Annotated in this window: 25 protein-coding genes; 11 read left to right on the top strand and 14 right to left on the bottom strand. The window is 68.3% G+C overall.

Annotated features, from left to right (window positions below):
• Positions 1 to 60 precede the first annotated feature (60 nt).
• From EV653_RS22055 to EV653_RS22040, 4 genes are all read right to left on the bottom strand, one after another.
• Positions 61 to 1,149, bottom strand: coding sequence for a CU044_5270 family protein (locus tag EV653_RS22055; protein ID WP_134105609.1), 1,089 nt, complete (start codon positions 1,147 to 1,149; stop codon positions 61 to 63).
• Complete coding sequence (locus EV653_RS22050; protein WP_238159954.1) at positions 1,146 to 1,676, bottom strand: RNA polymerase sigma factor; 531 nt, start codon at positions 1,674 to 1,676, stop codon at positions 1,146 to 1,148. The genes EV653_RS22055 and EV653_RS22050 overlap by 4 nt, the downstream gene beginning before the upstream one ends.
• A 131-nt stretch (positions 1,677 to 1,807) precedes the next feature.
• Positions 1,808 to 2,488, bottom strand: coding sequence for a response regulator (locus EV653_RS22045; RefSeq protein ID WP_134105607.1), 681 nt, complete (start codon positions 2,486 to 2,488; stop codon positions 1,808 to 1,810).
• Positions 2,481 to 3,737: a sensor histidine kinase gene (locus EV653_RS22040; protein WP_134105606.1), complete on the bottom strand. Its 1,257-nt coding sequence runs from the start codon at positions 3,735 to 3,737 to the stop codon at positions 2,481 to 2,483. Before EV653_RS22040 ends, EV653_RS22045 begins: the two co-directional genes overlap by 8 nt.
• Positions 3,738 to 3,868: 131 nt before the next feature.
• On the opposite strand from EV653_RS22040, the gene EV653_RS22035 reads away from it, so the two are divergent.
• The gene (locus EV653_RS22035; RefSeq protein WP_238159953.1) at positions 3,869 to 5,290 is read left to right on the top strand and encodes a cation:dicarboxylate symporter family transporter; all 1,422 of its coding nucleotides are present in this window, start codon (positions 3,869 to 3,871) and stop codon (positions 5,288 to 5,290) included.
• A gap of 197 nt (positions 5,291 to 5,487) precedes the next feature.
• Here the strand turns inward: EV653_RS22035 and EV653_RS22030 are convergent, their stop codons facing one another.
• Entirely contained in the window at positions 5,488 to 6,309 is an 822-nt protein-coding gene (locus tag EV653_RS22030; protein WP_134105605.1) for an LLM class flavin-dependent oxidoreductase, read from the bottom strand.
• A 109-nt stretch (positions 6,310 to 6,418) separates the two neighbouring features.
• Between EV653_RS22030 and ygfZ the strand changes: the two genes are divergently transcribed.
• Positions 6,419 to 7,411, top strand: coding sequence for a CAF17-like 4Fe-4S cluster assembly/insertion protein YgfZ (ygfZ, locus tag EV653_RS22025; RefSeq protein WP_134105604.1), 993 nt, complete (start codon positions 6,419 to 6,421; stop codon positions 7,409 to 7,411).
• A gap of 46 nt (positions 7,412 to 7,457) precedes the next feature.
• Entirely contained in the window at positions 7,458 to 8,414 is a 957-nt protein-coding gene (locus tag EV653_RS22020) for an asparaginase (protein ID WP_134105603.1), read from the top strand.
• 18 nt (positions 8,415 to 8,432) lie between these two features.
• On the opposite strand, the gene EV653_RS22015 is transcribed toward EV653_RS22020, so the two are convergent.
• Positions 8,433 to 9,068: a TetR/AcrR family transcriptional regulator gene (locus EV653_RS22015; RefSeq protein ID WP_134105602.1), complete on the bottom strand. Its 636-nt coding sequence runs from the start codon at positions 9,066 to 9,068 to the stop codon at positions 8,433 to 8,435.
• Between the two features lie 282 nt (positions 9,069 to 9,350).
• Between EV653_RS22015 and typA the strand changes: the two genes are divergently transcribed.
• The 3 genes from typA to EV653_RS22000 all read left to right on the top strand — a co-directional run bounded on the left by typA (position 9,351) and on the right by EV653_RS22000 (position 13,750).
• Positions 9,351 to 11,216: a translational GTPase TypA gene (gene typA / locus EV653_RS22010; RefSeq protein ID WP_134105601.1), complete on the top strand. Its 1,866-nt coding sequence runs from the start codon at positions 9,351 to 9,353 to the stop codon at positions 11,214 to 11,216.
• An 82-nt stretch (positions 11,217 to 11,298) separates the two neighbouring features.
• Entirely contained in the window at positions 11,299 to 12,954 is a 1,656-nt protein-coding gene (locus EV653_RS22005; protein WP_134105600.1) for a glutamate--tRNA ligase, read from the top strand.
• A gap of 205 nt (positions 12,955 to 13,159) precedes the next feature.
• A complete protein-coding gene (locus EV653_RS22000; RefSeq protein WP_134105599.1) occupies positions 13,160 to 13,750 on the top strand; it encodes a L,D-transpeptidase in 591 nt (196 codons plus the stop codon).
• A 30-nt stretch (positions 13,751 to 13,780) separates the two neighbouring features.
• Here EV653_RS22000 and EV653_RS21995 read toward each other — a convergent pair whose 3' ends face one another.
• Both EV653_RS21995 and EV653_RS21990 read right to left on the bottom strand, forming a co-directional pair.
• Positions 13,781 to 14,284 carry a macro domain-containing protein gene (locus tag EV653_RS21995; protein WP_134105598.1) on the bottom strand — a complete coding sequence of 168 codons (504 nt, stop codon included), beginning with the start codon at positions 14,282 to 14,284 and terminating at the stop codon, positions 13,781 to 13,783.
• 13 nt (positions 14,285 to 14,297) lie between these two features.
• Positions 14,298 to 15,155, bottom strand: coding sequence for a haloalkane dehalogenase (locus tag EV653_RS21990; protein WP_238159952.1), 858 nt, complete (start codon positions 15,153 to 15,155; stop codon positions 14,298 to 14,300).
• A 92-nt stretch (positions 15,156 to 15,247) separates the two neighbouring features.
• On the opposite strand from EV653_RS21990, the gene EV653_RS21985 reads away from it, so the two are divergent.
• On the top strand, positions 15,248 to 16,039 hold the full coding sequence (locus EV653_RS21985; protein WP_134105597.1) for a L,D-transpeptidase family protein: 792 nt from the start codon (positions 15,248 to 15,250) through the stop codon (positions 16,037 to 16,039).
• 148 nt (positions 16,040 to 16,187) lie between these two features.
• Here the strand turns inward: EV653_RS21985 and EV653_RS21980 are convergent, their stop codons facing one another.
• The 5 genes from EV653_RS21980 to EV653_RS21960 form a co-directional block, all read right to left on the bottom strand.
• On the bottom strand, positions 16,188 to 16,532 hold the full coding sequence (locus EV653_RS21980; protein WP_134105596.1) for a DUF2516 family protein: 345 nt from the start codon (positions 16,530 to 16,532) through the stop codon (positions 16,188 to 16,190).
• A 113-nt stretch (positions 16,533 to 16,645) separates the two neighbouring features.
• Complete coding sequence (locus EV653_RS21975) at positions 16,646 to 17,167, bottom strand: hypothetical protein (protein WP_134105595.1); 522 nt, start codon at positions 17,165 to 17,167, stop codon at positions 16,646 to 16,648.
• Positions 17,168 to 17,199: 32 nt separating this feature from the next.
• Positions 17,200 to 17,640: a helix-turn-helix domain-containing protein gene (locus tag EV653_RS21970; protein ID WP_134105594.1), complete on the bottom strand. Its 441-nt coding sequence runs from the start codon at positions 17,638 to 17,640 to the stop codon at positions 17,200 to 17,202.
• Positions 17,641 to 17,837: 197 nt separating this feature from the next.
• Entirely contained in the window at positions 17,838 to 18,584 is a 747-nt protein-coding gene (locus EV653_RS21965; protein ID WP_134105593.1) for an SDR family NAD(P)-dependent oxidoreductase, read from the bottom strand.
• Positions 18,585 to 18,775: 191 nt separating this feature from the next.
• A complete protein-coding gene (locus EV653_RS21960; protein ID WP_202871775.1) occupies positions 18,776 to 19,801 on the bottom strand; it encodes a hypothetical protein in 1,026 nt (341 codons plus the stop codon).
• 93 nt (positions 19,802 to 19,894) lie between these two features.
• On the opposite strand from EV653_RS21960, the gene EV653_RS21955 reads away from it, so the two are divergent.
• On the top strand, positions 19,895 to 21,148 hold the full coding sequence (locus EV653_RS21955) for a metal-dependent hydrolase family protein (RefSeq protein WP_134105592.1): 1,254 nt from the start codon (positions 19,895 to 19,897) through the stop codon (positions 21,146 to 21,148).
• Here EV653_RS21955 and EV653_RS21950 read toward each other — a convergent pair.
• A complete protein-coding gene (locus tag EV653_RS21950; RefSeq protein ID WP_134105591.1) occupies positions 21,120 to 21,863 on the bottom strand; it encodes an SDR family oxidoreductase in 744 nt (247 codons plus the stop codon). The genes EV653_RS21955 and EV653_RS21950 overlap by 29 nt on opposite strands.
• 126 nt (positions 21,864 to 21,989) lie before the next feature.
• Between EV653_RS21950 and EV653_RS21945 the strand changes: the two genes are divergently transcribed.
• Genes EV653_RS21945 through EV653_RS21935 form a run of 3 tightly spaced genes read left to right on the top strand, consistent with a single transcriptional unit; the run spans position 21,990 to position 24,656 of the window.
• On the top strand, positions 21,990 to 22,868 hold the full coding sequence (locus tag EV653_RS21945; protein WP_134105590.1) for a helix-turn-helix transcriptional regulator: 879 nt from the start codon (positions 21,990 to 21,992) through the stop codon (positions 22,866 to 22,868).
• Between the two features lie 55 nt (positions 22,869 to 22,923).
• Positions 22,924 to 24,174, top strand: a complete 1,251-nt coding sequence (mshA, locus tag EV653_RS21940; protein ID WP_134106649.1) for a D-inositol-3-phosphate glycosyltransferase — start codon at positions 22,924 to 22,926, stop codon at positions 24,172 to 24,174.
• Complete coding sequence (locus EV653_RS21935; protein WP_134105589.1) at positions 24,171 to 24,656, top strand: YbjN domain-containing protein; 486 nt, start codon at positions 24,171 to 24,173, stop codon at positions 24,654 to 24,656. The genes mshA and EV653_RS21935 overlap by 4 nt, the downstream gene beginning before the upstream one ends.
• Positions 24,657 to 24,663: the final 7 nt, after the last annotated feature.

The following is a 24,663-nucleotide window of genomic DNA, read 5'->3' as shown; positions in this document are numbered from 1 at the left end:
GTGTTGCTGCGAGGGCCCAGGCCAGAGAACTGACCTGGGCTTTCTGTCGCTGTCCTGTCGTCAGACCTTGGGGTGGCTCGGGGTGATCTGCGTCGCGACCGAGGTCCAGCTGATGACGTCGCCGCTCTTGTACGGAATCGGGTCACCGTCACCGTTGAGCGGTGCCGTTACGGTAGCGACCTCACGGAGACCGATGAACTGGCCCGTCTTCGAGTCGATGATCAGCTCCTTGCGGACACCCCACATCTCCACCAGCCCGATCGCCCGACCGGCCTTCCCGTCCAGGTTCACCACGTCCGGAAGGAGCCGGATGCCGTGGATGCCGCGCAGTGCGTTGTACACCGTGGCCCGCTGCTCCGACGTCGCGAACCCGGACACCAGGATGCTTCCGGCGCGCTCGAACGCCCGATAGTCGCCCTGTGCCGGCGCGTCACCCAGCCCCGGCCAGGTGTGGTCGTTCTTGCGCAGCGCCGCGAGCAGGGCGGCCGGGTCCCGGGGGAGCCGAGCGATGAAGTCGGCCGACGGGGCCAGCCAGCCGGCCTTGCAGCTGCTCGTCGTGCCCTTCGGCTGCAGCAGAATGCTGCCCCCGGTCATGACGGCGCAGGCGTCCGCGGTCTTGATCTGCTGCGGCTTGACGTTCAGCGGGTCGATCCTGCGCCAGAGCTGCTCAGCAGCCTTGCTGGAGAACTCCCGCTCGGCGCCGAGCACCGAGATCGCGGTGAACGGCGGCTTCTGGGTGGACGGAACCCACCACTCGCTGACTGACAGGCGGGTGCCGTGGTAGGCGTTGCGAGGACCGAAGTTCCATCCTTGCTGGATCCGCTGGGTGACGTGGCGGTACTGGCCGGCTGGGATCGGTGCGTCCTGGACACTCGTCGACTGGTTGGCGGCGGTCGCCAGGAACGTGCCGGCGTCGGCCGACGCGCCAGGCGCAACAGTCCCGTCGGTCCTGGTGACGACGTCGTTGACCAGGAAGCCGACGGCCAGCGTCCCGGCGAGGGCGCCGGCGAGCACCATCCGACGTCGTCCGGTGGAGCGGCGCTCGGCCGACTGCCCCGACAGCACCCGCTGACGGGCGCGGGCGAGCGCCAGCGGAGTGGCCGGCGGTACGTCGTCGTTCAGGCGCTTGAGCGCATCGATCTCGGTCATGAGCGGTTCTCCTGGAAGTCTGAGCCGAGCGCCGCGCGCAGGACTCGACGGGCACGGTGCAGGCGGGACGCAACCGTCCCGGCGGGGATGTTCAGGGCAGCGGCGATCTCGGGATAGCTGAGGTCTTCCCACGCGTAGAGCAGCAGGACGTCCCGGTCGGTCTGCCGGAGGCCGGCCAGTACGCCGGCCAAGGCGCGTGAGGTCGCCTCTGCGTCAACCCGGTCGACGACCTCGGCGGACAGACTGTCTGTGCCGGCCGGCGCTGCGTCCGGGGCGGAGCGCGAGTACGCCCGGTACTGGCGTATCTCGTCACGACGTCGGCGACGGATCAGATTGGTCGCGATGCCGTACAGCCACGGCCGCACACCGGACGGTGCCCCTCGGTAGCGATCCTGACGCTCGAAGGCGATCAGAAAGGTCTGAGCGACGAGGTCGTCCGCCTCGTCGGTACCGATCCGACGAGCGATGTACCGGTGGATCGCGGGGGCGTGCAGGTCGAACAGCAACGCGAAAGCGTCAGCGTCCAACGGTATCCGACCTGGTATCGAGGGCGGGCCATGGATCTCTGGTATGCGTTCGCGACCGAGCGACGCGGTCTGCGGCTGATTCATACCTGTTGTTGTCCGACTCCCATGCAGCGCTTCTCGACAGATCCCGACTAGCTCTCGGCGACCCAGGAGTACTCGACCTTCGGGCGCCCGCTGCGGCCGTCGTAGCGTTGGGTGCGCAGAGCTTGGCCCTGGTCGGCGAGGTGTTCCAGGTACCGGCGGGCGGTTATGCGCGATGTGCCCAACGACGCGGCGATCTCCTCGGCGGTCCAGCCTTCACGGTCGGCGAGTAGCTGGACGACGCGGTCCAGGACCGAGCCGGCCAACCCCTTCGGCACTGACGAGACCGTTGCTGGATGCAACAAACGGTCCACCTCGTCCTGATCTGCGACCACCTGTCCCGCCTCAGCGGCCCGGCGTTGGCGTGCGTACGCCGACAACCGGTCCCGCAACGTCTCGAAGGCGAACGGCTTCAGCACGTACTGCACGACGCCGATCCGCGCGGCGGCCTGGACGGCGGCGACCTCGCGCGCGGAGGTGACCGCGACGACATCCGTTTGGTTGCCTAGGGCTCGCATTCGGCGGACCACGTCGAGACCGTGGCCGTCGGGTAGGTGCATGTCGAGCAGGACCAGGTCGACGTCGCCGCGCGCGAGCACCTGCAGCGCGCGTCCCGCCGTACCGGCGACTCCCACGCAGGCGAAGCCCGGCAGCCGATCGACGTACGTGCGATGGGCTTCCGCGGCGACGGGATCGTCCTCGACGACGAGGACGCGGAGTGGGTCAGGCACTCGCGCCCACCGCCCGCGGCAACCGCACTCGCACCGTCAGCGCCGGTACTTCGTCCAGCTCGGAATCCGGATCGACCATCAGAGAACCCTGCCACCGCTCGACCGTGCTCCGCACCAGCACGAGCCCCAACCCGTGCCCGGGCTCGGCCTTGGTCGACCACCCGCGCTCGAACATGTGCGCCAACTCCACCGATCCCAGCTCGGCGCCGGTATTCGTCACGATCAGATCGATCGCACCCGGCAGAGCGGCCGCGCGGAACTCCACCTTCCGCGGAGCCGGCCCACCGCGCGCGGCCTCGATCGCGTTGTCCAGCAGGTTTCCGACCACTGTCACCACGTCCTGCGCAGGCAGCCGCGTGTTCAGCTGCTCCTGCCCGAGGTCGAGCGAAAGCACCACACCGCGTTCCTGAGCCTGCGCCAACTTCGCCAACAGCAACGACGCCAGCACCGGATCCCCGACCGTGCCGACGACGCGATCCGTCATCGCCTGCGCGAACTGCAGCTCCGACACCGCGAACTCGCGCGCCCGCTCCGGCTTCCCGATCTCGATCAGGCTGACCACCGTGTGCAGCCGGTTCGACGCCTCATGGTTCTGCGCCTGCAACGATTCCGCCAGACTCCGTACGGCGTCCAGCTCGCCGAGCAGCCGCTGCAACTCGGTGTGATCCCGCAGCGTGACGATCCGCCCGCGGCCCGACGGCTGCTGGTTCACGACGACAACGCCTTGGGCACCGAGATGGAGCTCGTCGTACGCCGTGCGCCCGGTCGCGAGCAGGTCGGCCAGTGGGGCGCCGAGATGCAGGTCCTCCAATGGCGTGCCTGGAGCAACGGAGCGTAACCCGAGCAGCTGCAGCGCCTCGTCGTTCGCGAGCTGGACCCGCCCGTGGAGGTCCAGCAGGATCAAGCCCTCGCGCGCCGCGTGCAGCACGCCTTCGTAGAAGTCGAGCATCCGCGCCAGGGACTGCGTGCCCATGCCGCGTGTCGCGCGACGTACCCGCCAGGTGACGAGCGCGTTGCCGGCGATCGCCACCCCGAGCATCAAGCTGGCGATCCCGAGCATCGAGCGCAGGTCGAGCCGGGCCAGCTCCCACCAGCTCGGCGCGGCCAGGCCGGTGGCCGCCGCGTCCCGGAGGGCCTGGGCGCGGGACCGGCTGACCATCACGATCCAGACCATCGCGATCAGGACGGTGACCGTGACGGTCTGCAGCCAGAGAACCTGGCGGCGCAGCTCCCACGGACGGTGTCGCATGCGGACAGTCTGCCCCTGATCCACACTGCGAACGATATGAACGAAATGAGCACTTCTCCTGTGCGTCACGTCACAGTTACTCACCAGGCCGCAAAATACCCCTCCGCCAGGCCGATACAGGGAGTCCCACCATGTCGAGCCCGACCGAACCCCGCCCCACTCCGGTACGTAACGACCGGACCCATTTCCTCTACATCGCCGTCATCGTCGCCGTCCTGCTCGGTATCGGTGTCGGGTTCCTGTTCCCGGACTTCGCGGTCGAGCTGAAACCGCTCGGCACCGGGTTCGTGAACCTGATCAAGATGCTGATCAGCCCGATCATCTTCTGCACGCTGGTGCTCGGCATCGGCTCGGTCCGGCAGGCCGCCAGCGTCGGCAAGGTCGGTGGCCTCGCGCTCGTCTACTTCCTGGTGATGTCGACGGTCGCCCTGGTCATCGGTCTCGTGGTCGGCAACCTCGTGCAGCCGGGCGCCGGGCTCGATCTGACCGACAAGCTGCGCAAGACCGGCCAGGCCCAGGCAGCCGGCGCGCACACGAGTACGACGGACTTCATCCTCGGCATCATCCCGAAGACGCTGCTGTCCTCGCTGACCGAGGGCCAGGTGCTGCAGACCGTACTGGTCGCGCTGCTGATCGGGTTCGCGCTGCAGGGGATGGGCTCGAAGGGTCAGCCGATCCTGACCGGCATCGGTCACATCCAGCGGCTGGTCTTCAAGGTCCTGTCGATGATCATGTGGACGGCGCCGATCGGTGCGTTCGGTGCGATCGCGGCGGTCGTCGGTGCGACCGGCTGGGATGCGCTGGTCAGCCTGGGCAAGATCATGCTGGCCTTCTACATCACCTGCCTGCTGTTCGTGATCGTTGTCCTAGGCACCATTCTGCGACTGGTCACCGGACTGTCGATCTTCTCGCTGTTGCGCTACCTCGGTCGTGAGTTCCTGCTGATCGTGTCCAGCTCGTCGTCGGAGACCGCCCTGCCCCGACTGATCGGAAAGATGGAACACCTCGGCGTCGACAAGTCGGTGGTCGGTATCACCGTCCCGACCGGCTATTCCTTCAACCTGGACGGCACCGCGATCTATCTGACGATGGCGTCGCTGTTCATCGCCGAGGCGATGGACCAGCCGTTCTCGATCGGTCAGCAGATCTCGCTGCTGCTGTTCATGATCGTCGCCTCGAAGGGCGCCGCCGGTGTCACCGGTGCCGGCCTCGCCACCCTCGCGGGCGGTCTGCAGTCGCACCGGCCGGAGCTGCTCGACGGTGTCGGTCTGATCGTCGGCATCGACCGGTTCATGTCCGAGGCCCGTGCGCTGACGAACTTCGCCGGCAACGCGGTCGCGACGCTGCTGGTCGGGCACTGGGTCGGCGAGTTCGACAAGGAGCAGGCGCAACAGGTGTTCGCGGGCAACGACCCGTTCGACGAGGTCGCCTTCGCCGCCGGCGACACCCACGCCGGCGACATCCCAGCCGGCGACACCCCAGCCGGCGAGACCCCGGCCGGTGTCGCCGCCGGCCAGGCGAGCGTCGGAGCCGGCCCCGCCGAGACCCGCTAGACCGACCACTAGACCAACTTCCACCCCTCCACGCGCTGCCCGCCGGGCCACAGACCGGCGGGCAGCGCTGTGCCTGCGGATCCCCAGGCCATCACAATTGCCGCGCGGGCGGCGTCTCCTGCGGCGCGACCGCGTCAGGTGCGGGCCGTGATGGCCTGGGGATCCACGCCGCGGCGCGCCACGAACGCGCGGGTGGTCTACTTCCCGTCGAGCAGCTCGATGACGGGAGCGAAGTCCTCGAGGTAGCCCGAGTTGACGCTGATGTAGCTCGCGCCGATCTGGTCGCGGCGGCGCAGGAGCTCGTCGGCCATCTCTTGCGGAGTGCCGCGGAGCAGCATCAGCGAGTCCATCGCCTCGAGCTCGTCGGGGTCCACTCCGGAGGCGCGCTTCGTCCAGGGCGGCAGCGGGCGGGTGCCGGCGGCGAGCAGGTTCATCGCGAGCTCGATGTCGTCGGCACGGGAGCCGGCCAACTCACGCAGCTCACGCGCGACGGCCGCAACCTCCGAGCGAGGTGTCGTAGCGTCTTTGGCAATCGAGACGATGTCTGCCCGCGCGGCCGCCAGGGCGAGCGCCTTCGGTCCGCCGGCAGCCAGCATGATCGGCGTACGCCGCTCGCCGTCGAGCTCACGCAGCAGGTCGAGGGTCGCGATGACCTGCTCCCGTCGCTCCCGCGCCGTTCCCCAGGGCAGACCGATCTCCGCCGTCTGCTGCTCCGCGACCGGCCGACCGGTCCCGATGCCGAACTCGAACCGCCCGTCGGTGAGCACGGTCAACGTATGCGCCTCCCAGGCAGCCTGCCGCGGCGTACGCAGCGGTGCCGCCGCGACGAACGTGCCGACGCGGATGTCCGCGACCGCGGCCGCCATCGCCAGCGAAGCGAACGGCGCGGGGAGCTGCAGGCCGTCCGGCATCAGCACGGTCGAGTAGCCGAGATCCGCCGCCTGCCGGACCGTCTTCACCCACTCCTCGCCGGTCGTCGGGCTCCCCGCTACGCCGAACCGGAATCGCCTGTCGCTCATCACCCTGTCCCTCCGTCGTTTGATGACTCCAGCCTCGCTGCACCAACGGTCTGTCCACATCCCACGACGGGAGGCGTTCGCCGTACGCCGCGCGACGTACTCTGGTGACATGTCACGCAAGCGCAGCCCCCTGCTGGACCGACCCGGCGCGGTCGAGGCCGACGGACTCGACGCCGGTGTCGCCGCGCACTACGGCTCGGATCTCCGCGAACAGCGGGCCCTGATCGCCGGTGAGGCGTTCGTCGACCTGTCGCACCGCGACGTGGTCACGATCACCGGTCCGGACCGGCTGACGTGGCTGCATGCGCTGACCACCCAGTTCTTCGAAGGTCTCAAGCCTGGTACGTCCACCACTGCGCTGCTGCTCTCGCCGACCGGGCACGTTGAGCACGTGATGTACGGCGTGGACGACGGCCAGACATTCTGGTTGCACACGGAGCCTGGTGCCGCTGAGGCGCTGGTGGAGTGGCTGCAGAAGATGGTGTTCATGTCTCGCGTGGAGATCGCGGACGTGAGTGACGAGTACGCGATCATCTGGCGGCCCGGGCCTGCTGAGGGTGAGTATCTGACCCGCTCGGGTGAGGACTCGTTGGGTGGGCATGAGGTGTTCCTGCCGCGCGCCGAGCTGGCCAACCTGGAGGGTGCGGCCGCGGGTGTCTGGGCGTACGAGGCGCTACGGATCGAGGCGGGGGCGCCGCGGTTGGGGCTGGACACCGACGAGCGGGCGATTCCGAACGAGCTCGGCTGGCTCGGGGTCGGCGTACATCTGAACAAGGGGTGCTACCGCGGGCAGGAGACGGTCGCGCGGGTGCACAACCTCGGTCGGCCGCCGCGGCGGTTGGTGCGGCTGCACCTGGACGGCTCGGTCGACCGCCTGCCGCAGCACGGCGACGCCGTACTCGCAGGGGAGAAGCAGGTCGGGGTCATCGGGTCGGCGGCTCGGCATCACGAGCTGGGTCCGATTGCACTGGCTGTCGTGAAACGCAACGTCGACCCGGAGGTCGTGCTCGACGTGGTGGCGGAGGACCAGCCGACGGTGAAGGCGAGCCAGGAGGTTCTCGTCGACCCCGAGGTCGGGCTGCACGTGCGCTCGCGGCTGTGAGGGGAATCATTCGCAACACGCCGTTTTGCACCTGTACAGTTCAGCCGTGACCGAACCTGTGATCCTGGCCGACGTCGTCCGCAGCGATTTCGTCGAAGGCCACCACCGCGGCTCCGTCGTGGTGACGCGTCCCGACGGCAGTGTGGACTGGTCCGTCGGCATCGTGGGCGAGCCGATGTTCCCCCGCTCGTCCAACAAGCCCATGCAGGCACTCGGCATGCTCCGCAACGGGCTGCCGCTCACCGACGAGCTGCTCGCCCTCGCGGGCGCGTCGCACTCCGGTGAGCAGTTCCACGTGGACGGCGTACGGAAGATCCTCGCGACGGCCGGTCTCGACGAGAGCGCGCTGCTCACGCCGGTTGCGTACCCGCTGGACGACGAGACCCGGGACGCATGGGTCAAGGGCGGTCACGGCAAGGAGCGGGTGGTGATGAACTGCTCCGGCAAGCACGCCGCGATGCTGCTCACCAGCAAGCTCAACGACTGGGACCTCAAGACGTACCGCTCGCCGGATCACCCGCTGCAGAAGGAGATCCGGACCGCGATCGAGGACACCGCCGGCGAGAAGGTCTCGTATGTCGCTGTCGACGGCTGCGGCGCGCCGATCTTCGCGCTGACGCTGTCCGGTCTCGCCCGCTCGTTCGGCCTGTTCGCGGGCGCGGCCCCGGAGACCCAGGAGGGTCGGATCGCCGACGCGTTCCGCGCGCACCCGGAGTACGCCAGCGGGAGTACGCGCGACGAGGCCGAGCTCATGCGAGCCACTGACGGCCTGTTCTGCAAGGCAGGCGCCGAGGGTGTGTACGCCGTCGGTCTCGCGGACGGCACCGGGATCGCGCTGAAGCTCGAGGACGGTATGCCGCGCGCCCGCAAGGTCGTGATGGCCGCAACCCTCCAGCGCCTCGGCATCACCAACGAGACGATCGAGAACCACCTCCACTTCGACCTCACCGGTGGCGACAACGTCGTCGGCCAAGTCCGCCCGCACGCCCCGACGTTCAGCTGATCGGCGGACCGCCCGCGGTCACTTGGCGCGGAGTCGGTCGACCGGTGGCGACGCGATCGGGAGTGGCGCGACCGGGGCCGGCAGGTCGTACCCGGCGTACAGACGGCGCCGGATCGCCTCGAGCGGGAAGGTCTCGCGGTAGATCGCGAGCTTGACCGTCACGCCCTCCAACGTTGCTCTGAGCAACATTTCCTCGACGGCGGGGTCGGCGGCGCCGCGGGCCGCGAAGACGTCGCGGATCGCGTCCTCGACCAGTGACAGCCGGTCGGACTTGGCCTGCTCGACGCGGGCGAACACGTCGTGCGTGGTCGGCAGCATCATCAGGCTGATCGCGAGCCGCTGGATGTGCAGCGTGGTCGCGGCCGCCATCAGGGCGCCGTCGATGATGCCGGCCAAACGTTCATCCGGTGTTCCCTGGATGGTCAGGATGCCGGCGATGCCGTCCAGCCAGCGGTCCAGGAGCTCGGCGGCGAGCTGTTCCTTGGTGGCGAAGTAGTACGCGACAAGACCGCGGGAGACGCCCGCCGCGGCGGTGATGTCGGAGATCGAGGCGGCCTCGTAGCCGTTGGCTGCGAAGACCTCCAGAGCCGCCGCCAGGATGCGTTCGCGGGAGCGTTCGCGCATCTCCCGGTTGACGGTGGCGGATCGGGGCACTGATTCCTCTCCTGGTCGGAACCCTGAAGCGCCGGGCAACCCCCATCCTCGTGCCCGACGCCTCGGGGCAGACCCCCCGTGATTACGGCCCCTCCCCAGGCGCCAACTATAGACTGGACGTCCAGTCAACAAATGTCAAAGGATTGCCCGGTTCGTGGGACACACGCAGTAACCGGTAGGATGGATGCGCTGCGCCCTGTGTCGAGTGGCCCAATGTGGTTTTTGACAGCAACGAGCCGTAGCCACCGCCTGAACCCACCTGACTGCTTGGAGCGCTTCCTCATGCCTGTCCGTAACGACCTGCGCAATGTCGCGATCGTGGCCCACGTCGACCACGGGAAGACCACCCTCGTCGACGCGATGCTGTGGCAGTCCGGCGCGTTCGGTGCCCACCAGCACGTCGACGAGCGGGCGATGGACTCCGGCGACCTGGAGCGTGAGAAGGGCATCACGATCCTCGCCAAGAACACCGCCGTGCGGCACAAGATGGCCAACGGCGAGCAGATGACGATCAACATCATCGACACCCCCGGCCACGCCGACTTCGGCGGCGAGGTCGAGCGCGGGCTGTCGATGGTCGACGCGATCGTGCTGCTGGTGGACGCCTCCGAGGGCCCGCTGCCGCAGACCCGGTTCGTGCTGCGCAAGGCGCTGGCGCGGAAGATGCCGGTGATCCTGGTGGTGAACAAGGTCGACCGTCCCGACGCCCGGATCTCCGAGGTCGTCGACGAGACCTACGAGCTGTTCCTCGACCTGCTCGACCACGACGCCGACCAGAGCGCGCTGGACTTCCCGGTCGTCTACGCGTCCGCGCGGGCCGGCCGTGCGTCGCTGACCCAGCCGGCCGACGGCGGCATGCCGGACTCCGAGGACCTCGAGCCGCTGTTCGAGACGATCCTGAACAACGTTCCCGCCCCGGAGTACACCGAGGACGCGCCGCTGCAGGCCCACGTCACCAACCTCGACGCCTCGCCATTCCTCGGCCGGCTCGCGCTGGTCCGGGTGCACGAGGGCACGCTGAAGAAGGGCGCGCAGGTCGCCTGGTGCAAGCACGACGGGTCGATCGAGCGCGTCAAGATCACCGAACTGCTGGTCACCGAGGCCCTGGAGCGGGTCCCGGGCGACTCGGCCGGCCCCGGCGACATCGTCGCGATCGCCGGTATCCCGGAGATCATGATCGGCGACACCCTCGCCGACCCGGAGAACCCGAAGCCGCTGCCGCTGATCACCGTGGACGAGCCGGCCATCTCGATGACGATCGGCACCAACACGTCCCCGCTGGCCGGCCGCCAGAAGGGCACCAAGGTCACCGCCCGCCTGGTCAAGGACCGGCTCGACAAGGAGCTCGTCGGCAACGTATCGATCAAGGTGCTCCCGACCGAGCGTCCGGACGCGTGGGAGGTGCAGGGCCGTGGTGAGCTGGCGCTGGCCATCCTGGTCGAGCAGATGCGTCGCGAGGGCTACGAGCTGACCGTCGGCAAGCCGCAGGTGGTCACCCGCGAGATCGACGGAAAGCGGCACGAGCCGGTCGAGCGGCTGACGATCGACTGCCCCGAGGAGTACCTCGGCACAGTCACCCAGCTGCTCGCGGTCCGCAAGGGCCGGATGGAGCAGATGACCAACCACGGCACCGGCTGGGTCCGGATGGAGTTCCTCGTGCCGGCGCGTGGGCTGATCGGGTTCCGCACCGAGTTCCTCACCGACACCCGCGGTACGGGCATCGCGCACCACGTGTTCGAGGGGTACGAGCCGTGGTTCGGCGAGCTGCGGACCCGCCCGAGCGGTTCGCTGGTCGCGGACCGGGCCGGCGCTGCGACGTCGTACGCGATGATCAACCTGCAGGAGCGCGGCACGATGTTCGTCGAGCCGACGACCGAGGTGTACGAGGGGATGATCGTCGGCGAGAACTCGCGCGCCGACGACATGGACGTGAACATCACCAAGGAAAAGAAGATGACCAACGTCCGGTCGTCCACCGCCGACGAGTTCGAGAAGCTCGTGCCGGCGCGCAAGCTGTCGCTGGAGCAGTCGCTGGAGTTCTGCCGCGAGGACGAGTGTGTCGAGGTCACGCCGGACGCGATCCGGATGCGCAAGGTGGCACTGACCCAGATCGAGCGCTCGAAGCTGGGCCGCAAGAGCAAGAGCTAGCCGCCCGCGATGGCGGGTGTGGTTGTTACGCTCGACCGGTTCTGCAAATCGTGCTTAGTCGGAAGTGAGAAGACACCGAGCCATGGTGGATCGTGCGGTTGTTGATGGTCTGTTCCCGAGCGACCTTCCGGAGCCCGCGTACTGGGAGGAGCAGTATCCGGCGCGCGAGCTTCCGGAAGGGGCGAAGGTAACGCGGTTCGGGCCTTCGCCTACCGGGTTCGTGCACATCGGCGGGATCTACACGGCGATGATCGATCGCGATGTCGCGACCGACTCCAAGGGCGTGTACCTGGTCCGGGTCGAAGACACCGACCAGGCTCGTGAGGTCGAGGGCGCGCTCGAGCAGTTCGATCGCGCCTTCAGCTACTTCCGCATCAGCTCCGACGAGGACCGGCGTCAGGGTTCGTACGGGCCGTACGTGCAGTCGCAGCGCGAGCAGATCTACCTGACCTTCGTGCGGCACCTGCTCCGGCAGGGCAAGGCGTACCTGTGCTTTGCGACCAAGGACGAGCTCGCCGACATCACCGCCCGCCAGCAGGCCGCAAAGGTCCCCACGGGGTACTACGGGAAGTACGCCCTGTGGCGCAACGCCGATCCGGCCGACGTGCAGGCGAAGCTCGACGAGGGTGCGCCGTACGTCGTGCGCTTCCGGGCTCCCGATGACGCCGACGGGCAGCGGACCAGTTTCGTCGACGCGATCCGCGGCCGGCTCGAGCATGAGGCGAATCGCAACGACGCAGTGATCCTGAAGTCGTCGGACCAGTCGCCGCGCCTTCCGACGTACCACTTCGCGCACGCGGTCGACGACCACCTGATGCGGGTGAACCTGGTGATCCGCGGCGACGAGTGGATCTCGTCGGTTCCCCTGCACCAGCAGCTGTTTGCGGCGCTCGAGTTCGAGCCGATCACCTACGCGCACGTCGCACCGCTGATGAAGCAGATCCCGGGCGGGAAGCGGAAGCTGTCGAAGCGGAAGGACCTCGAGGCCGGCGTCGACTTCTACATCGGCGCTGGGTACCCCGCTGACGCGGTCCTGTACTACCTGCGCGGCTTGGCCAACGGCCGGCTCGCGGAGATGCCGTTGGCGGAAGCGCTGACGACGCCGATCGATCTGGCCCAATGCGGCGTTGCCGGTCCGCTGGTCGATCTGGTGAAGCTCGAGGACATCAGCGCCGACTACATCGCGACGCTCAGCGGTCAGCAGATCCTCGACGCGGTGCGGGTGTGGGCGACGGAGTACGACCCTGACCTCGTGCCCGTCCTCGACAACGAGAAGGAGCTCGCGCTGCGGGCGCTCGCGGTTGAGCGCGACGGCGTCGAGAACCCTCGCAAGGACCTGCGCAAGTGGTCGGACTTCCGCTCGGCGTACGGCTTCTTCTTCACCGAGCTGTTCGTCCCGGTCGACGGTCCGACCGACGAACGCCTGGCACCGCTCGGCGTCGCGCCGGACGTCACGGCGGCGTTCGCGGCCGATCTGGTCGCCGGGTACGAGCACCGCGACGACCCGCAGGAGTGGTTCGACCAGATCCGTTCGCTCGCGGCCAAGCACGGGTTCGCGCCGAACGCCAAGGAGTACAAGAAAGATCCGGACGCGTACGCCGGTTCGATCCGCGAGGCCTCGCAGCTCGTCCGCGTCGCGATCACCGGTGCGACCCGGAGTCCCGACCTGCACGCGACGGCCCAGGCGCTCGGGGCTCCTGAGGTGCTGCGCCGGCTGCAAGCACTGGTTGGCAAGTAACTCCTGTGGCGTAAGTGGCTGCCGGGAAACCCGTAGGGCACGAACTGGACACGGTGGCTCACAGCGCGCGACCGCAACTACATCGGTGTGATACATAATTCTCGGTCGCCGGTGGGGGAAGAAGTTTTGATTCGTTACCAACCAGACGCCATGCGGCGACGTCTGTCTTGTGGAAGCACTCTTTTGGGGGAAGGACAAGGGAAACATGGGCATTCTGCGTAAGGTCTGCGCAACTCTGACGGCCGTTGCGTTCGTGGGCGTCGGTGCACTGTCGGCGACCACTTCGGCTGAGGCCGCGCCCCAGGTTGCGGGGTCGGCGCAGAAGTCGGCCACGGCGCCGGCGCCGGCCGGCCTGCCGCCGAAGGCGGTGACGAAGGCCCCCGCCGCCTCGTCCACCAGCAAGCTCATCGCCAAGTACAAGATCGACCGGCGATGCCTGACCAAGGGCCGGGTCCTCTGCATCAACAAGAAGACCCGCAAGCTGGTGTACCTGGTGAACGGCAAGCCGATCCAGGTCATGGACGTCCGGTTCGGCGCGATGAAGACGCCGACTCGCAGCGGCGTCTTCAAGGTCTACCGCAAGTCGAAGAACCACGTCTCTTCGCTGTACCACTCGAAGATGCCGTACGCGATGTTCTTCAGCGGCGGTCAGGCCGTGCACTACTCGTCGGACTTCAAGGCCCGCGGCTACAACGGCGCCTCGCACGGCTGCGTCAACGTCCGCGACAAGAAGAAGATCGCCTGGATGTTCGCCCGGGTGCACGTCGGCGACAAGGTCGTCGTCTACAGCAAGTGAGCTGAGCGTTCAGAAACAGCGGCCGGGGAGCTACTGCCCGGCCGCTGTTGCGTTCCGGAACGCTTTGTACAGCCGCGGCTCCACCAGACAGAAGGTGCCCTGGGCAACATTCGTCGGCGTACGACGCAACGTCCCGACGGCGATCTCCGCCGCGGACTGCGCCGGCCACCCGTAGATCCCGGCCGAGACCGCCGGCAGCGTCATCGTCTTCACACCAAGGTCGTCCGCGATCCGCAACGCGTTGCGGTAGCAGGACTCGAGCAGCGCGGGATCGCGTTGCCCGGCCACGTAGTTCGGCCCGACCACGTGGATCACGTACGACGCCGGTAGCGCGCCGGCCGTCGTCCACACCGCCGTACCCGGGGGTGTGCCGTTCGGATACCGCTCGATCAGCTCCGCGAGGATCTCCGGCCCACCTGCCCGATGGATCGCCCCGTCGACGCCACCACCGCCGCGCAACGCGTGATGAGCAGCGTTCACGATCGCATCCGCAGGCACCGTGGTGATGTCCGCCGTACTCAGAACGATCTCCATGGTCGGGTCTCCTTCAGCAGGTCGGGATCCAGTCGACGAGTGCCTCCGCGATCGCGGCGGCCGAGTCCTCCGGCAGGAAGTGCAGGCCGGCGACAGTGACCTCACACTGGTTCGGCCAGCGCCGGCACAGCTCACGCAGCGGCCCGGTGAGCAGCGCTCCCGGATCGCCGTTCACGAACAACTTTGGTACCCGTGAATCCGCCATCCACGCCGCGTTGGCCGCCACGATGTCGTGCACGTCGGCCGGCCATCCGTCGATCGGGATCTCGCGCGCCCAGGTCAGGGTCGGGCGGCGGCGCTCCCCGGCCTCGGCGAACGGCTTTCGGTACGTCGCGAGCTCGTCGTCGGTGAGCTCGCGCAGGACGCCGCTGGGGAGGACCGTCTCCACGAACACGTTCTGTTCAAGGACCAGCTCTTCACCCTCCGGACCACGCAGCCGGCGGAACAACTCCGGCGCAGGCGCGTTCGGGCTGTCCCAGGTGACCGGCGCGACCAGTGTCTCGAGGTACGCGATCCCGCGGACAGCATCCGGATGCCGACGCGCCCAGTCGGTTCCGAGCACGCCGCCCCAGTCGTGGCCGACGATGATCACGTCGCTGGTCAGGCCGAGCGCCTCGAAGAACAGGTCGACGTACCGACGATGGTCGATGAACCGGTAGCGGTCCGCCTCAGCGGCCCCTGACGGATCCGAACTGCCCATCCCGGCCAGGTCCGGAGCGACGCAGTGAGCGATCGCGGACACCGGGCTCAAGACGTCGCGCCACAGGTACGACGACGTGGGATTGCCGTGCAGGAACACGACCGGCGGTCCGGTGCCGGCCTCGCGGTAGGCCATCCGGATACCGACGTCCACGGAGTTGAGCACGGTCACCAACTGGGCTTCCTCCGGTACGCTGAGCCAACCGAATGGCCGGTGAGGACGTCCTACAAGTGTAGGGACGAGGTCGAGACGGAGGGTGCCCGATGCGTGGGCTGATCATTCGCAAGGCACTGAGCACGTTGATCGTGGGCGGTGTGATTGCGACACTCCTGAGTTCCGGAACGACCGTGACGGCGAGCGGCTCCGATGTGAAGACGGTGCCGTTCGAGGTCAGTGGTGAGCTGCCGATCTACCCGAGGGCGTTGTGGAAGAACGGCTCCAGCGGGACGAACGTCCGCAAGGTCGAGGCGCGCCTGGTGCAGCTCAAGCTGCTCGAGAAGAAGTACCTCGACGACGACTTCGGCACGATGACCCGGTCCGCGGTGAAGAAGTTCCAGAAATCCCAGGGCATCCCCGGGCTCGGGTACGTCGACCAGAACACGCTGGACCAGCTGGCCAAGGTCACCCATGTGCCGACCCAGGCCGAGCTGTATCCGCCGGCGCCGGTGGTGAACGGCAAGAAGCTCGACGCGCGGTGCGCGACCGGTGTGGCGCTGTGCATCGACAAGACCACCCGCAAGCTGCGGTACGTCGTCGACGGCGTCGTGAAGATGCAGATGGACGTCCGGTTCGGCGCAGTGAAGACCGCGACCCGCGAGGGCAGCTTCACGGTCGGCTGGAAGAGCCGGAACCACGTCTCGAAGCTGTACGACTCGAAGATGCCGTACGCGATGTTCTTCAGCGGTGGCCAGGCGGTGCACTACTCGTCGGACTTCGCGGCGCGTGGTTACAACGGCGCGTCCCACGGCTGCGTGAACGTGCGTGACCTGGCCAAGATCAAGGTGCTCTTCGACGAGGTCCAGGTCGGCGACAAGGTCATCGTCTACCGCTCGTAATCCGTCGTACTGAACCTCGAACCGGGGGCTTGCACAGCTGGTGGCGGGCTTGAACAGGTTATTGCCTGTTCAAGCCCACCACGAGGTGTGCTGACCCTCCGCAAGGTGACGGCGAGCGCGGGGTGCTTCAGAGCGGGCGGGGGGTGCGTCAGAGCGGGCGGGGTCCGCGGCGGCGACGCAGGGCGCCCCATCCGCCTCGGCCGCGGCCGGTGGCGGCGCGGAGAGCAGGGCGGGCGTCGACCAGGTAGACGGCGGACGCGACGATGCCGATCAGGCCGAAGAAGCTCAGCCAGCCCTGGAAGAACTGACTCAGCGTGAACACGACCAGGATCAGCACCCAGCCCGGCTTGGTCAGCTTGTCGGCGGCGATGAACACTGCCCGCGGCCGGAACGCCGCGTCGAGCAGCGCGACCAGCTTGAGGACAAGCAGCACCCACCAGATGACCGACAGTGGATCGCCGAACCCGGGGATCAGGTTCTGGAAGGTGATCATGCTACGAGCCTAACCGACAGACCGGGCGGTCCACCTCTGCTGAGTCGCAGCTGTGGACCGCCCGGGCGAGGATTCACGCGAAAGATCGGTGAATTGTCACCGTCAGTGGTGCGTCAGTCGCCGATCTTGTCGGCCGCGGACCCGGCAGCCTTGCCGGCCGCCTTCGCGGTCTTGCGGGCGCTGGTCGCGGTCGCCTTCACCGTGCGGGTCGCGGTCTGGGCGGTCTTCTTCACCGTGGTCCGGGTCGCCTTGGCCTTGCTGACGGTGGACTTGACCTGGGTCTCCAGGTCCGCGGTGGCCTGCTGGTGGCGGATCCGCTCGACCAGCTCCTTGCCGCGGCCGGCCAGGTCCTCGTAGGTCTCCTCGGCCTGGCCGAGGACGGTGGTGAAGCCGGCCTGGGCGGTCTTCGGCAGCTCACGCAGCTTGGCCGGAGCGGTCCGCGCGTCGGCGACGATCGCCTCGAAGCGCTTGTTCAGCTCGGTCTGGGCCTTGGTGAGCTCGGTCTGCAGGGTCTTCTGGTCCAGCTTGGCGAACCGGGCGGTGACGTCCTCGCTGATCGCGCGGAACTTCTCGACCGCGAGGTCGCCGGCGCCGGCGATCGCGTAGAACGGGGTAACAGGCGTACGGGTAGCCATCAGGCTTCTCCTCGGGATGTCGTCAGCAGGTTTCAGTCGGTACCGGGTTCGGTACTGCGCTTGCGGGCGGAGGTCTTCTTCGCCGCAGGCTCTTCCGGGACGGCGTTCTCCCGGACGAACGACGTGTACACGTCCAGCAGGACGCGTTTCTGCCGCTCGTTCAGCGCGGGGTCGAGCAGGACGGCGTCGACCACGCCAGAGGCCTGTCGGCCCTCCTCGTTCTCGTCCGGATCGAGGATGCCGGCCCGTACGTACAGCGTCTCCGCGGAGATCCGCAACGCCTTCGCGAGCTGCTGCAGCACCTCGGCCGACGGTTTCCGCAGGCCACGCTCGATCTGGCTCAAGTACGGGTTCGACACACCGGCCAGGTCCGACAACTGCCGCAACGACAACTGCGCGTGCCGCCGCTGCTCGGCGAGGTACTCCCCAACGGAGCCCACCGCCCCAGCCGCCCGATCACTCAACCTGGCCATACGCCCAGTGTGCTAGCAAGCTGCTTGCAATTGCAAGCAGCAACCCCGTGACCCCGCTCACCCTCCCTCCGCAGCCGCCGCGTTTGGTGGGTAAACCCACCGGCACGTGGGTTGGCCAACCGGAATCAGGCTGGCCAACCCATGGTTTCGTGGGTCTACCCACCAAACCCTGGGGCGGACCGGCAGGGGCGGAAGGGCTACTGCTCGCGGAAGACCTTGTGCTGGGCGGCCTGGGCGCGGGGACGGACCGTGATGCGGTCGAGGTTCACGTGGGCCGGGCGGGTTGCGACGTACGTGACGATGTCAGCGATGTCGTCGGCGGTGAGGGGTTCGCGGACGCCGGCGTACACGGCGTCGGCCTTGGCCTGGTCGCCGCCGAAGCGCGTCAAGGCGAAGCCTTCGCTCTGCACCATGCCGGGGGCGATCTCGGTGACGCGGACCGGCTGGTCCCAGAGCTCGAGGCGCAGGGTGTCGACGACGGCCTTCGCGCCGTGCTTGGCGGCGACGTATCCGCCGCCGCCTTCGTATGCGACCTGTCCGGCCGTCGAACCCATCACGATGATCGTGCCGCGACCGGCGATAAGGGCCGGGAGCAACGACTTCGTGACGGCCGCGACCCCGATCACGTTCACCTCGTACATCCGCCGCCACGCGTCGAGGTCGGCCTCGGCGACCGGCTCGAACCCGAACGCGCCGCCGGCGTTGTTCACCAGCACCTGCAGTTCGTCCCCGACGGCCGCGGTCAGCGTGGCGACGTCCTCGGCCGAGGTCACGTCGCACTGCACGGCGCGGCCGTCGATCTCTTTCGCCAGCGTCTCGATCCGGTCGAGCCGCCGCGCGGCGCAGATGACCTCGAACCCTGCCCGGGCGAGGTATCGCGCCGACGCGGCTCCGATCCCGCTGCTAGCTCCGGTCACCACGGCAAGAGGACGCTCGGAAGTCATAGTCCGAGTCTCTCAAACCCACCGGTCGAGCCAGTCGGCCGTCTCAGCGCGGCATCTGTCGGCATACCATACGGTTTGGTATGCCGCCGCTCAGACGCGGTGGGTCGACGGCCGGGGTCGGCCAGGCGCGGGCGGTCGGCGGCTGGGGTCGGCTGGGTCGCCTCGGGCGACTCGAGCGGCTGGGGCGGCTTTCAGACGCGGGCGGCCGGGGTCGGCTGGATCGGTTCTAGCGGCTGGGTGGGCTGGGTCGGCTCGAGCGGCTCGAGTGCCGCCGTGCGGCGGGCGGCGGTGAGGACGCCGGTCAGGGCCGCGAGGCTGATCACGGCAACGCCGGCCAGCATGCCCAGCGTCTTCACGTCTGGGTGGATCAGGGACTGGCCGCGGAAAGCCTGCACGGTGACGGTCGCCATCAGACCGGCGTACGCGAAGGCGGCGACGCCGATCAGGCGGGCGCGGACGCGCTCGGGGCGGAGCCAGGTGATGCGACCGGCGAGGAGGTGCAGGACCAGCAGGGTGATGAGCAGGAAGTGGATCGCGTGCAGGCCGACGAAGTGTGGGATGCGCAGGTCGCCGCCGACGGTGCTCCAGTGCGTGAGCGGCATCCCGGGACCGCCCGGCTCGACGCCGATGCCGTGGCTGCCGGCGAGGGTGACGGGGTGGCCGTAGGCGTCGGTGACCTGCTCGCGGCCGCTGTGCGAGCCCACCAGGTAGAACGCGATCGCCATCCCCGCGACGGCGAGGCCGAGACCGATCCGGATGGCGCGGTTCATCGGGGCGTCGCCGACGCGCTGGAACAGCAGCATGATCGCGACCACCAGGCTGGCGCCGAACAGCCCGAGTACGCCGGACATGAAGACCTTCTGCCCGACCTGGTTGAACGTGTCGGTGTTGTCGTTGAAGTGGCTGAACGTGCCGCGGGCTGCCTGTACGGCGATGAACCCGACGTCGACGATCCCGGTGACCGCGAACACGGTGCCGGTCCACCAGCCGAAGCGCCTCGCCTTCCGCAGCTTCGACAGCAGCCAGGCCAGCGTCGCGCCGTACAGGACGAACGAGATACCGAACTTGAACGGCTTGAGCCACACGGACTCGTTGAGGATCTCCCGATGGTCGACCGCCATGCCGATCCCCGACGCGACGACGAGACCCATCATGGCGAGCACCATCAGCATCAGAGGACGGTGCCAGGACTTGGCTTGCTCGAGGACTGTACGCATGGGGTCAATGCTTTCGGCGCAGAGACCCGAGCGCAGTGGTGCGAATCCGCCAACGCAGGTAGGGATAAACCCACCCTGAGAGAGACTCCGGGTATGACCAGGTTTGCGTTGCGGGCCGAGCAGATCTTCGACGGTGAACGGGTTTTCGACGAGAACGTCGTGCTGGTGGACGGCGGCAAGGTGGTCGGTGTCGGGCGGCAGGTTCCGTCGGATTGGGCAGTTCGCGAGGTGCCTGGTGGGACGATCCTGCCTGGGCTGATCGATGCGCATGTCCACCTGACGGCTGACGGAGGTGCCGGTGCCCTGGATCGGCTGGGCGTATCGCCTGCCGAGGCGGCGACGAGTGAGTACGCCGAAGCGATCGGTGCGACGATCGAGCAGTCGCTCCGGACCCACCTCGCTGCCGGTGTCACCACGGTCCGCGACCTCGGCGACCCCCACGACGCCGTACTCCGCTGGCGAAGCGCCGCAACGTCCGGCCCAAGCGCTCCTACCGCGGTCGGCTCGGGCACTGGTTCGGGCCTGCCTAGTGTGGTTGCGTCGGGCGCTCCGCTGACGAGCGTTCGCGGACATTGCTGGGCTTTCGGCGCTGAGGTGTCCGGGCCTGACGAGATGCGTGCGGCCGTTCACCTCCGCGCCGACCGCGGTGCAGACGTCATCAAGATCATGGCGAGCGGCGGAGTACTCACCCCAGGCACTGACACGATGAGCCCGCAGTTCACCCTCGAAGAGCTCAAGGCAGCCGTCGATGCGGCGCACGAGCACGGCCTGCCGATCACTGCGCACGCGCACGCGTTGACCGCGGTCCGTCAGGCTCTGCAGGCCGGTGTGGACGGCATCGAGCACTGCACCTGCCTCACTCCAGCAGGTGCTGCCCTCGACGACGAACTCGGCCGTGCGCTCGCCGCATCCGGGATCGCCATCTGCGGCACCCTCGGCTCGGACCGCTCGATCGTCGTACCGCCCGCAGTCCTGGAGTTGGTCGCAAAGGCCGGGATCGGGGAGGCCATCCTGCAGGAGGCCGTCCGCCGGCTGTACGCCGCAGGAGTCAGGCTGGTCGCCGGCTCCGACGGCGGGATCGGCCCCGCGAAACCGCACGGCCTCCTCCCCGCCACGCTCGCCGAGTACGTCGAGGCCGGCATCCCACCCGTCGCGGCCCTGACAGCTGGTACGTCGACCGCCGCCGACGCTCTTCGCGTCCGGAAAGGTCGCATCCGACCCGGCGCGGACGCCGATCTCCTCGTCGTACCAGGTAATCCCACCGAAGACATCACAACGTTGGCCACTCCAACGGCCGTCTACCTCGCCGGGGAAGACGTCACGCCTGGCGCGTCGGTAGCGCGATGATCTGACGCAGGTTGACCTCGCGACGGCGGCTCACGGCGAACGTCACCACGTCTGCGATGTCCTCCGCGGCGAGCGGCCCGATCTGCTCGTTCATCGAGGCGATCAGGTCTTGCCCGGAGCTGTCCAGGTGGGTGGCGAGTTCGGTGTCGGTCAGCCCCGGCTCGACGTTCGTGACGCGGACGTCGTACGGCGCGAAGTCCGCGCGAAGTGACGTCGACAGCTGCGTCAGTGCGGCCTTGGTCGCCCCGTACACGGCGTACCCAGGAAAGACCACATGCGCGCCGATCGACGAGATGTTGACCAGGTCGGCGGTCCGTCCGTCGCCGGCGGCCGAGATCAGATCGGGCGTGAACGCCTGCACGAGCCGGAGTACGCCGGTCACGTTGGTGTCGATCATCCGCGTCCAGTCGTCGAGTCGGCCGTCCTCAATCGGCGCGGCCAGCATCACCCCGGCAGCGTTCACGACGAGGTCCGGCCGGCCCAGCCGCTCGTGGATCTGCCGGACGCCGGCATCGACGGAGGTCTGCGACGTGACGTCGAGGCTGACACCGATCGTCCGCGGCCCGAGCTTGCCGGCCAGGTCGTCGAGGCGGTCCTGCCGCCGCGCCACCAGTGCGACCGACGCGCCTGCATCCGCCAATTGGGTGGCGATCGCAGCTCCGATTCCGCTGGCAGCGCCGGTGACGACAGCAATGCGGCCGGTGAGATCGGTCATGGTGTTCCTCCAGGTTCGGTTGATGTCACCGATCCTGGAGCGGTCGCCGAGGCTTACCCAGGTGTCTGTTGAGCCTGGTCCTGGCAGAACCAGGTTGAGATCGGGGCCGGCCTGGATACTGGAGGCATGGATCGTCGAGCGGAGCTGACCGAGTTCCTCAAGTCGCGCAGGGCCCGGGTGCAGCCCGAGGACCTGGGGCTGAAGGTGTTCACCGGCCGGCGCCGCGTCCCCGGGCTGCGCCGCGAGGAGCTCGCGCAGGCGGCCGGGGTCAGCGCCGACTACTACGTCCGGTTCGAGCAGGGCCGGGCGGAGAACGTCTCGCAGGAGATCCTCGACGCTGTCGCCGACGTACTGCGTCTGAGCGACGACGAGCGCAAACACCTTGCCCTGTTGGCGAAACCGGCCCGGCGCAAGGCACGACGCCGTACGGCGGAGCGCATGCGTCCCGGGCTGCAGCGGCTGCTGGACTCGATGACCGACGTACCGGCGTTCGTGCTGGGCCGTCGCATGGACGTCATCGGGTGGAACCGGCTGGCCTCGGCCCTGATCGCCGACTTCGACAGCCTGGACCTCAAGGAGCGCAACATCCTGCGGATGGTGTTCCTCGACCCGGCGTCGCGCGACTTCTACCCGCAGTGGGAGGCCGTCGCGGACGAGACCGTCGGCTACCTGCGGATGTACGCCGGTCGCTACCCGGACGACCCGGAGCTTGCCGAGCTGGTCGGCGAACTGTCCATCCGCAGCCCGGAGTTCCGCGAGCACTGGGCCCGGCACGACGTGAAGGACAAGACCTTCGGGACCAAGACGCAGCACCATCCGATCGTGGGCGACATCACTGTGCAGTACGAGACCCTGCAGCCGCCGGGCGAACCGGACCAGCTGCTCGTCACGTACACCGTCGAGCCGGGATCGACGTCCGAACAGAATCTCCGTCTGCTCGCCAGCTGGACGGCCGCGGATAGGGAGGATTCCCGATTCCCGGCGGAAAGCCCGGAGTTACCCTGACTCCGTGAACAAACCCCTCCGGGACTTCGTGAACAAACCCCTCCGGCGGGTCGCGATGATCAGCCTGCACACGTCGCCGCTCGACCAGCCCGGGACCGGGGACGCCGGTGGGATGAACGTCTACGTGGTCGAGCTGTCCAAGCAGCTCGCCGGCCTCGGGATCGAGGTCGATGTGTTCACCCGCGCTACCGCGTCGGTACTCCCGGCCCGGGTCGAGCTGATGCCCGGCGTAGTGGTCCGCAACGTCGCCGCCGGACCGTACGAAGGCCTCACGAAGAACGAGCTGCCCTCCCAGCTGTGCACGTTCGCCCGGGCCGTACTGCGCGCCGAGGCGATCCACGAGCCCGGCTGGTACGACGTGATCCACTCGCACTACTGGCTCTCCGGCCAGGTCGGTCTGCTCGCCCGCGACCGGTGGGCGGTCCCGCTGGTGCACACGATGCACACGATGGCCAAGGTAAAGAACGCCAGCCTGGCAGACGACGACGTACCGGAACCGCCCGCGCGCCTGCTCGGCGAGGAGCAGGTGGTCGAGTCCGCGGATCGGTTGCTGGCCAACACGTCCGACGAGGCGCAGGAGCTGATCGACCTCTATGGAGCGCAGCCCGCGAAGGTCGGCGTCGTCAACCCTGGCGTGGATCTGGAGCTGTTCAGCCCAGGTGATCAGGTCGCCGCTCGCAGCGCGGTCGGTCTGCCGGCGGATGCCGTCGTACTGGCGTTCGTCGGGCGGATCCAGCCGTTGAAGGCCCCTGATCTGCTGATCCGGGCGGCGGCGCGGATGCTGGAGCGGGATCCTTCGCTGCGCTCACGGCTAGTGGTCGCGATCATCGGCGGGCCGTCGGGGAACGGGATGGAGCATCCCGAGTCTCACGCCGAGTTGGCGCGGGCGCTCGGTATCGACGACGTGACGCAGTTCGTGAAGCCGATGGAGCGCGTGCGGTTGGCTGAGTGGTACCGCGCGGCCTCGGTCGTCTGCGTCCCGTCGTACTCGGAGTCCTTCGGGCTGGTGGCGTTGGAGGCTCAGGCCTGCGGTACGCCGGTTGTCGCGGCGGCTGTGGGTGGTCTGAGTACTGCGGTGGTGGACGGGCGGACCGGGTACCTCGTGCGCGGGCACCGGGTCGACGACTTCGCCGACGCGCTGGCCCGGATCGCGACGGATCCGGCCACTCGCGAGAGCATGAGCACCGCGGCGGTCAAGCACGCACAGGGATTCGGCTGGGAGGTGACCGCCCGCAAGACGCTGACGGCGTACCGGACCGCAGCGGACACGATGGCGGCGGAGATCGCCGCGGAGGTGGCCGGGTGAGAGTTGCAGCGGCGGACGTGATCCGCCAGGTGCTGACCGAGAACGAGATCGAGTTCACCGAGAAGGACGGGGCGTTCACCGCGGATCTGCCGGGGGAGCGCAAGCTGAAGACGACCGTGACGCTGACGGTCGGGCCGCAGGCCGTCCAGGTGCACGCGTTCGTGGCCCGGCACCCGGACGAGAACCACGAGGCCGTGTACCGCTGGCTGCTCGAGCGGAACCTGAAGATGTACGGCGTCGCGTTCGCGGTCGATCATCTCGGCGACATCCACCTGGACGGGCGCGTCCCGCTGCACGCGATCACGCCGACCGAGGTGGACCGGCTGCTCGGCGCCGTACTGGAATATGCCGATACGTCGTTCAACACGATCCTCGAACTCGGGTTCGCGACGTCGATCCGGCGCGAGTACGAATGGCGGATCGCGCGCGGTGAATCGACTCGAAACCTGGACGCTTTCAAGGGCTGGCTGGAGCCTCGATAGACTCCGG

Origin of the sequence: Kribbella pratensis (assembly GCF_004365355.1) — a bacterium.
Classification (GTDB): Bacteria; Actinomycetota; Actinomycetes; order Propionibacteriales; family Kribbellaceae; genus Kribbella.
Note: the sequence above shows the minus strand (reverse complement) of the source record. Positions and strands in the feature narration are given on the sequence as shown.

Coding starts and splice junctions, on each gene's coding strand:
- EV653_RS22055 (WP_134105609.1), bottom strand. CDS start 1,149: ATGACCGAGATCGATGCGCTCAAGCGCCTGAACGACGACGTACCGCCG.
- EV653_RS22040 (WP_134105606.1), bottom strand. CDS start 3,737: ATGCGACACCGTCCGTGGGAGCTGCGCCGCCAGGTTCTCTGGCTGCAG.
- EV653_RS22035 (WP_238159953.1), top strand. CDS start 3,869: ATGTCGAGCCCGACCGAACCCCGCCCCACTCCGGTACGTAACGACCGG.
- EV653_RS22030 (WP_134105605.1), bottom strand. CDS start 6,309: ATGAGCGACAGGCGATTCCGGTTCGGCGTAGCGGGGAGCCCGACGACC.
- ygfZ (WP_134105604.1), top strand. CDS start 6,419: ATGTCACGCAAGCGCAGCCCCCTGCTGGACCGACCCGGCGCGGTCGAG.
- typA (WP_134105601.1), top strand. CDS start 9,351: ATGCCTGTCCGTAACGACCTGCGCAATGTCGCGATCGTGGCCCACGTC.
- EV653_RS22005 (WP_134105600.1), top strand. CDS start 11,299: ATGGTGGATCGTGCGGTTGTTGATGGTCTGTTCCCGAGCGACCTTCCG.
- EV653_RS22000 (WP_134105599.1), top strand. CDS start 13,160: ATGGGCATTCTGCGTAAGGTCTGCGCAACTCTGACGGCCGTTGCGTTC.
- EV653_RS21995 (WP_134105598.1), bottom strand. CDS start 14,284: ATGGAGATCGTTCTGAGTACGGCGGACATCACCACGGTGCCTGCGGAT.
- EV653_RS21985 (WP_134105597.1), top strand. CDS start 15,248: ATGCGTGGGCTGATCATTCGCAAGGCACTGAGCACGTTGATCGTGGGC.
- EV653_RS21980 (WP_134105596.1), bottom strand. CDS start 16,532: ATGATCACCTTCCAGAACCTGATCCCCGGGTTCGGCGATCCACTGTCG.
- EV653_RS21975 (WP_134105595.1), bottom strand. CDS start 17,167: ATGGCTACCCGTACGCCTGTTACCCCGTTCTACGCGATCGCCGGCGCC.
- EV653_RS21970 (WP_134105594.1), bottom strand. CDS start 17,640: ATGGCCAGGTTGAGTGATCGGGCGGCTGGGGCGGTGGGCTCCGTTGGG.
- EV653_RS21965 (WP_134105593.1), bottom strand. CDS start 18,584: ATGACTTCCGAGCGTCCTCTTGCCGTGGTGACCGGAGCTAGCAGCGGG.
- EV653_RS21960 (WP_202871775.1), bottom strand. CDS start 19,801: ATGCGTACAGTCCTCGAGCAAGCCAAGTCCTGGCACCGTCCTCTGATG.
- EV653_RS21955 (WP_134105592.1), top strand. CDS start 19,895: ATGACCAGGTTTGCGTTGCGGGCCGAGCAGATCTTCGACGGTGAACGG.
- EV653_RS21950 (WP_134105591.1), bottom strand. CDS start 21,863: ATGACCGATCTCACCGGCCGCATTGCTGTCGTCACCGGCGCTGCCAGC.
- EV653_RS21945 (WP_134105590.1), top strand. CDS start 21,990: ATGGATCGTCGAGCGGAGCTGACCGAGTTCCTCAAGTCGCGCAGGGCC.
- mshA (WP_134106649.1), top strand. CDS start 22,924: ATGATCAGCCTGCACACGTCGCCGCTCGACCAGCCCGGGACCGGGGAC.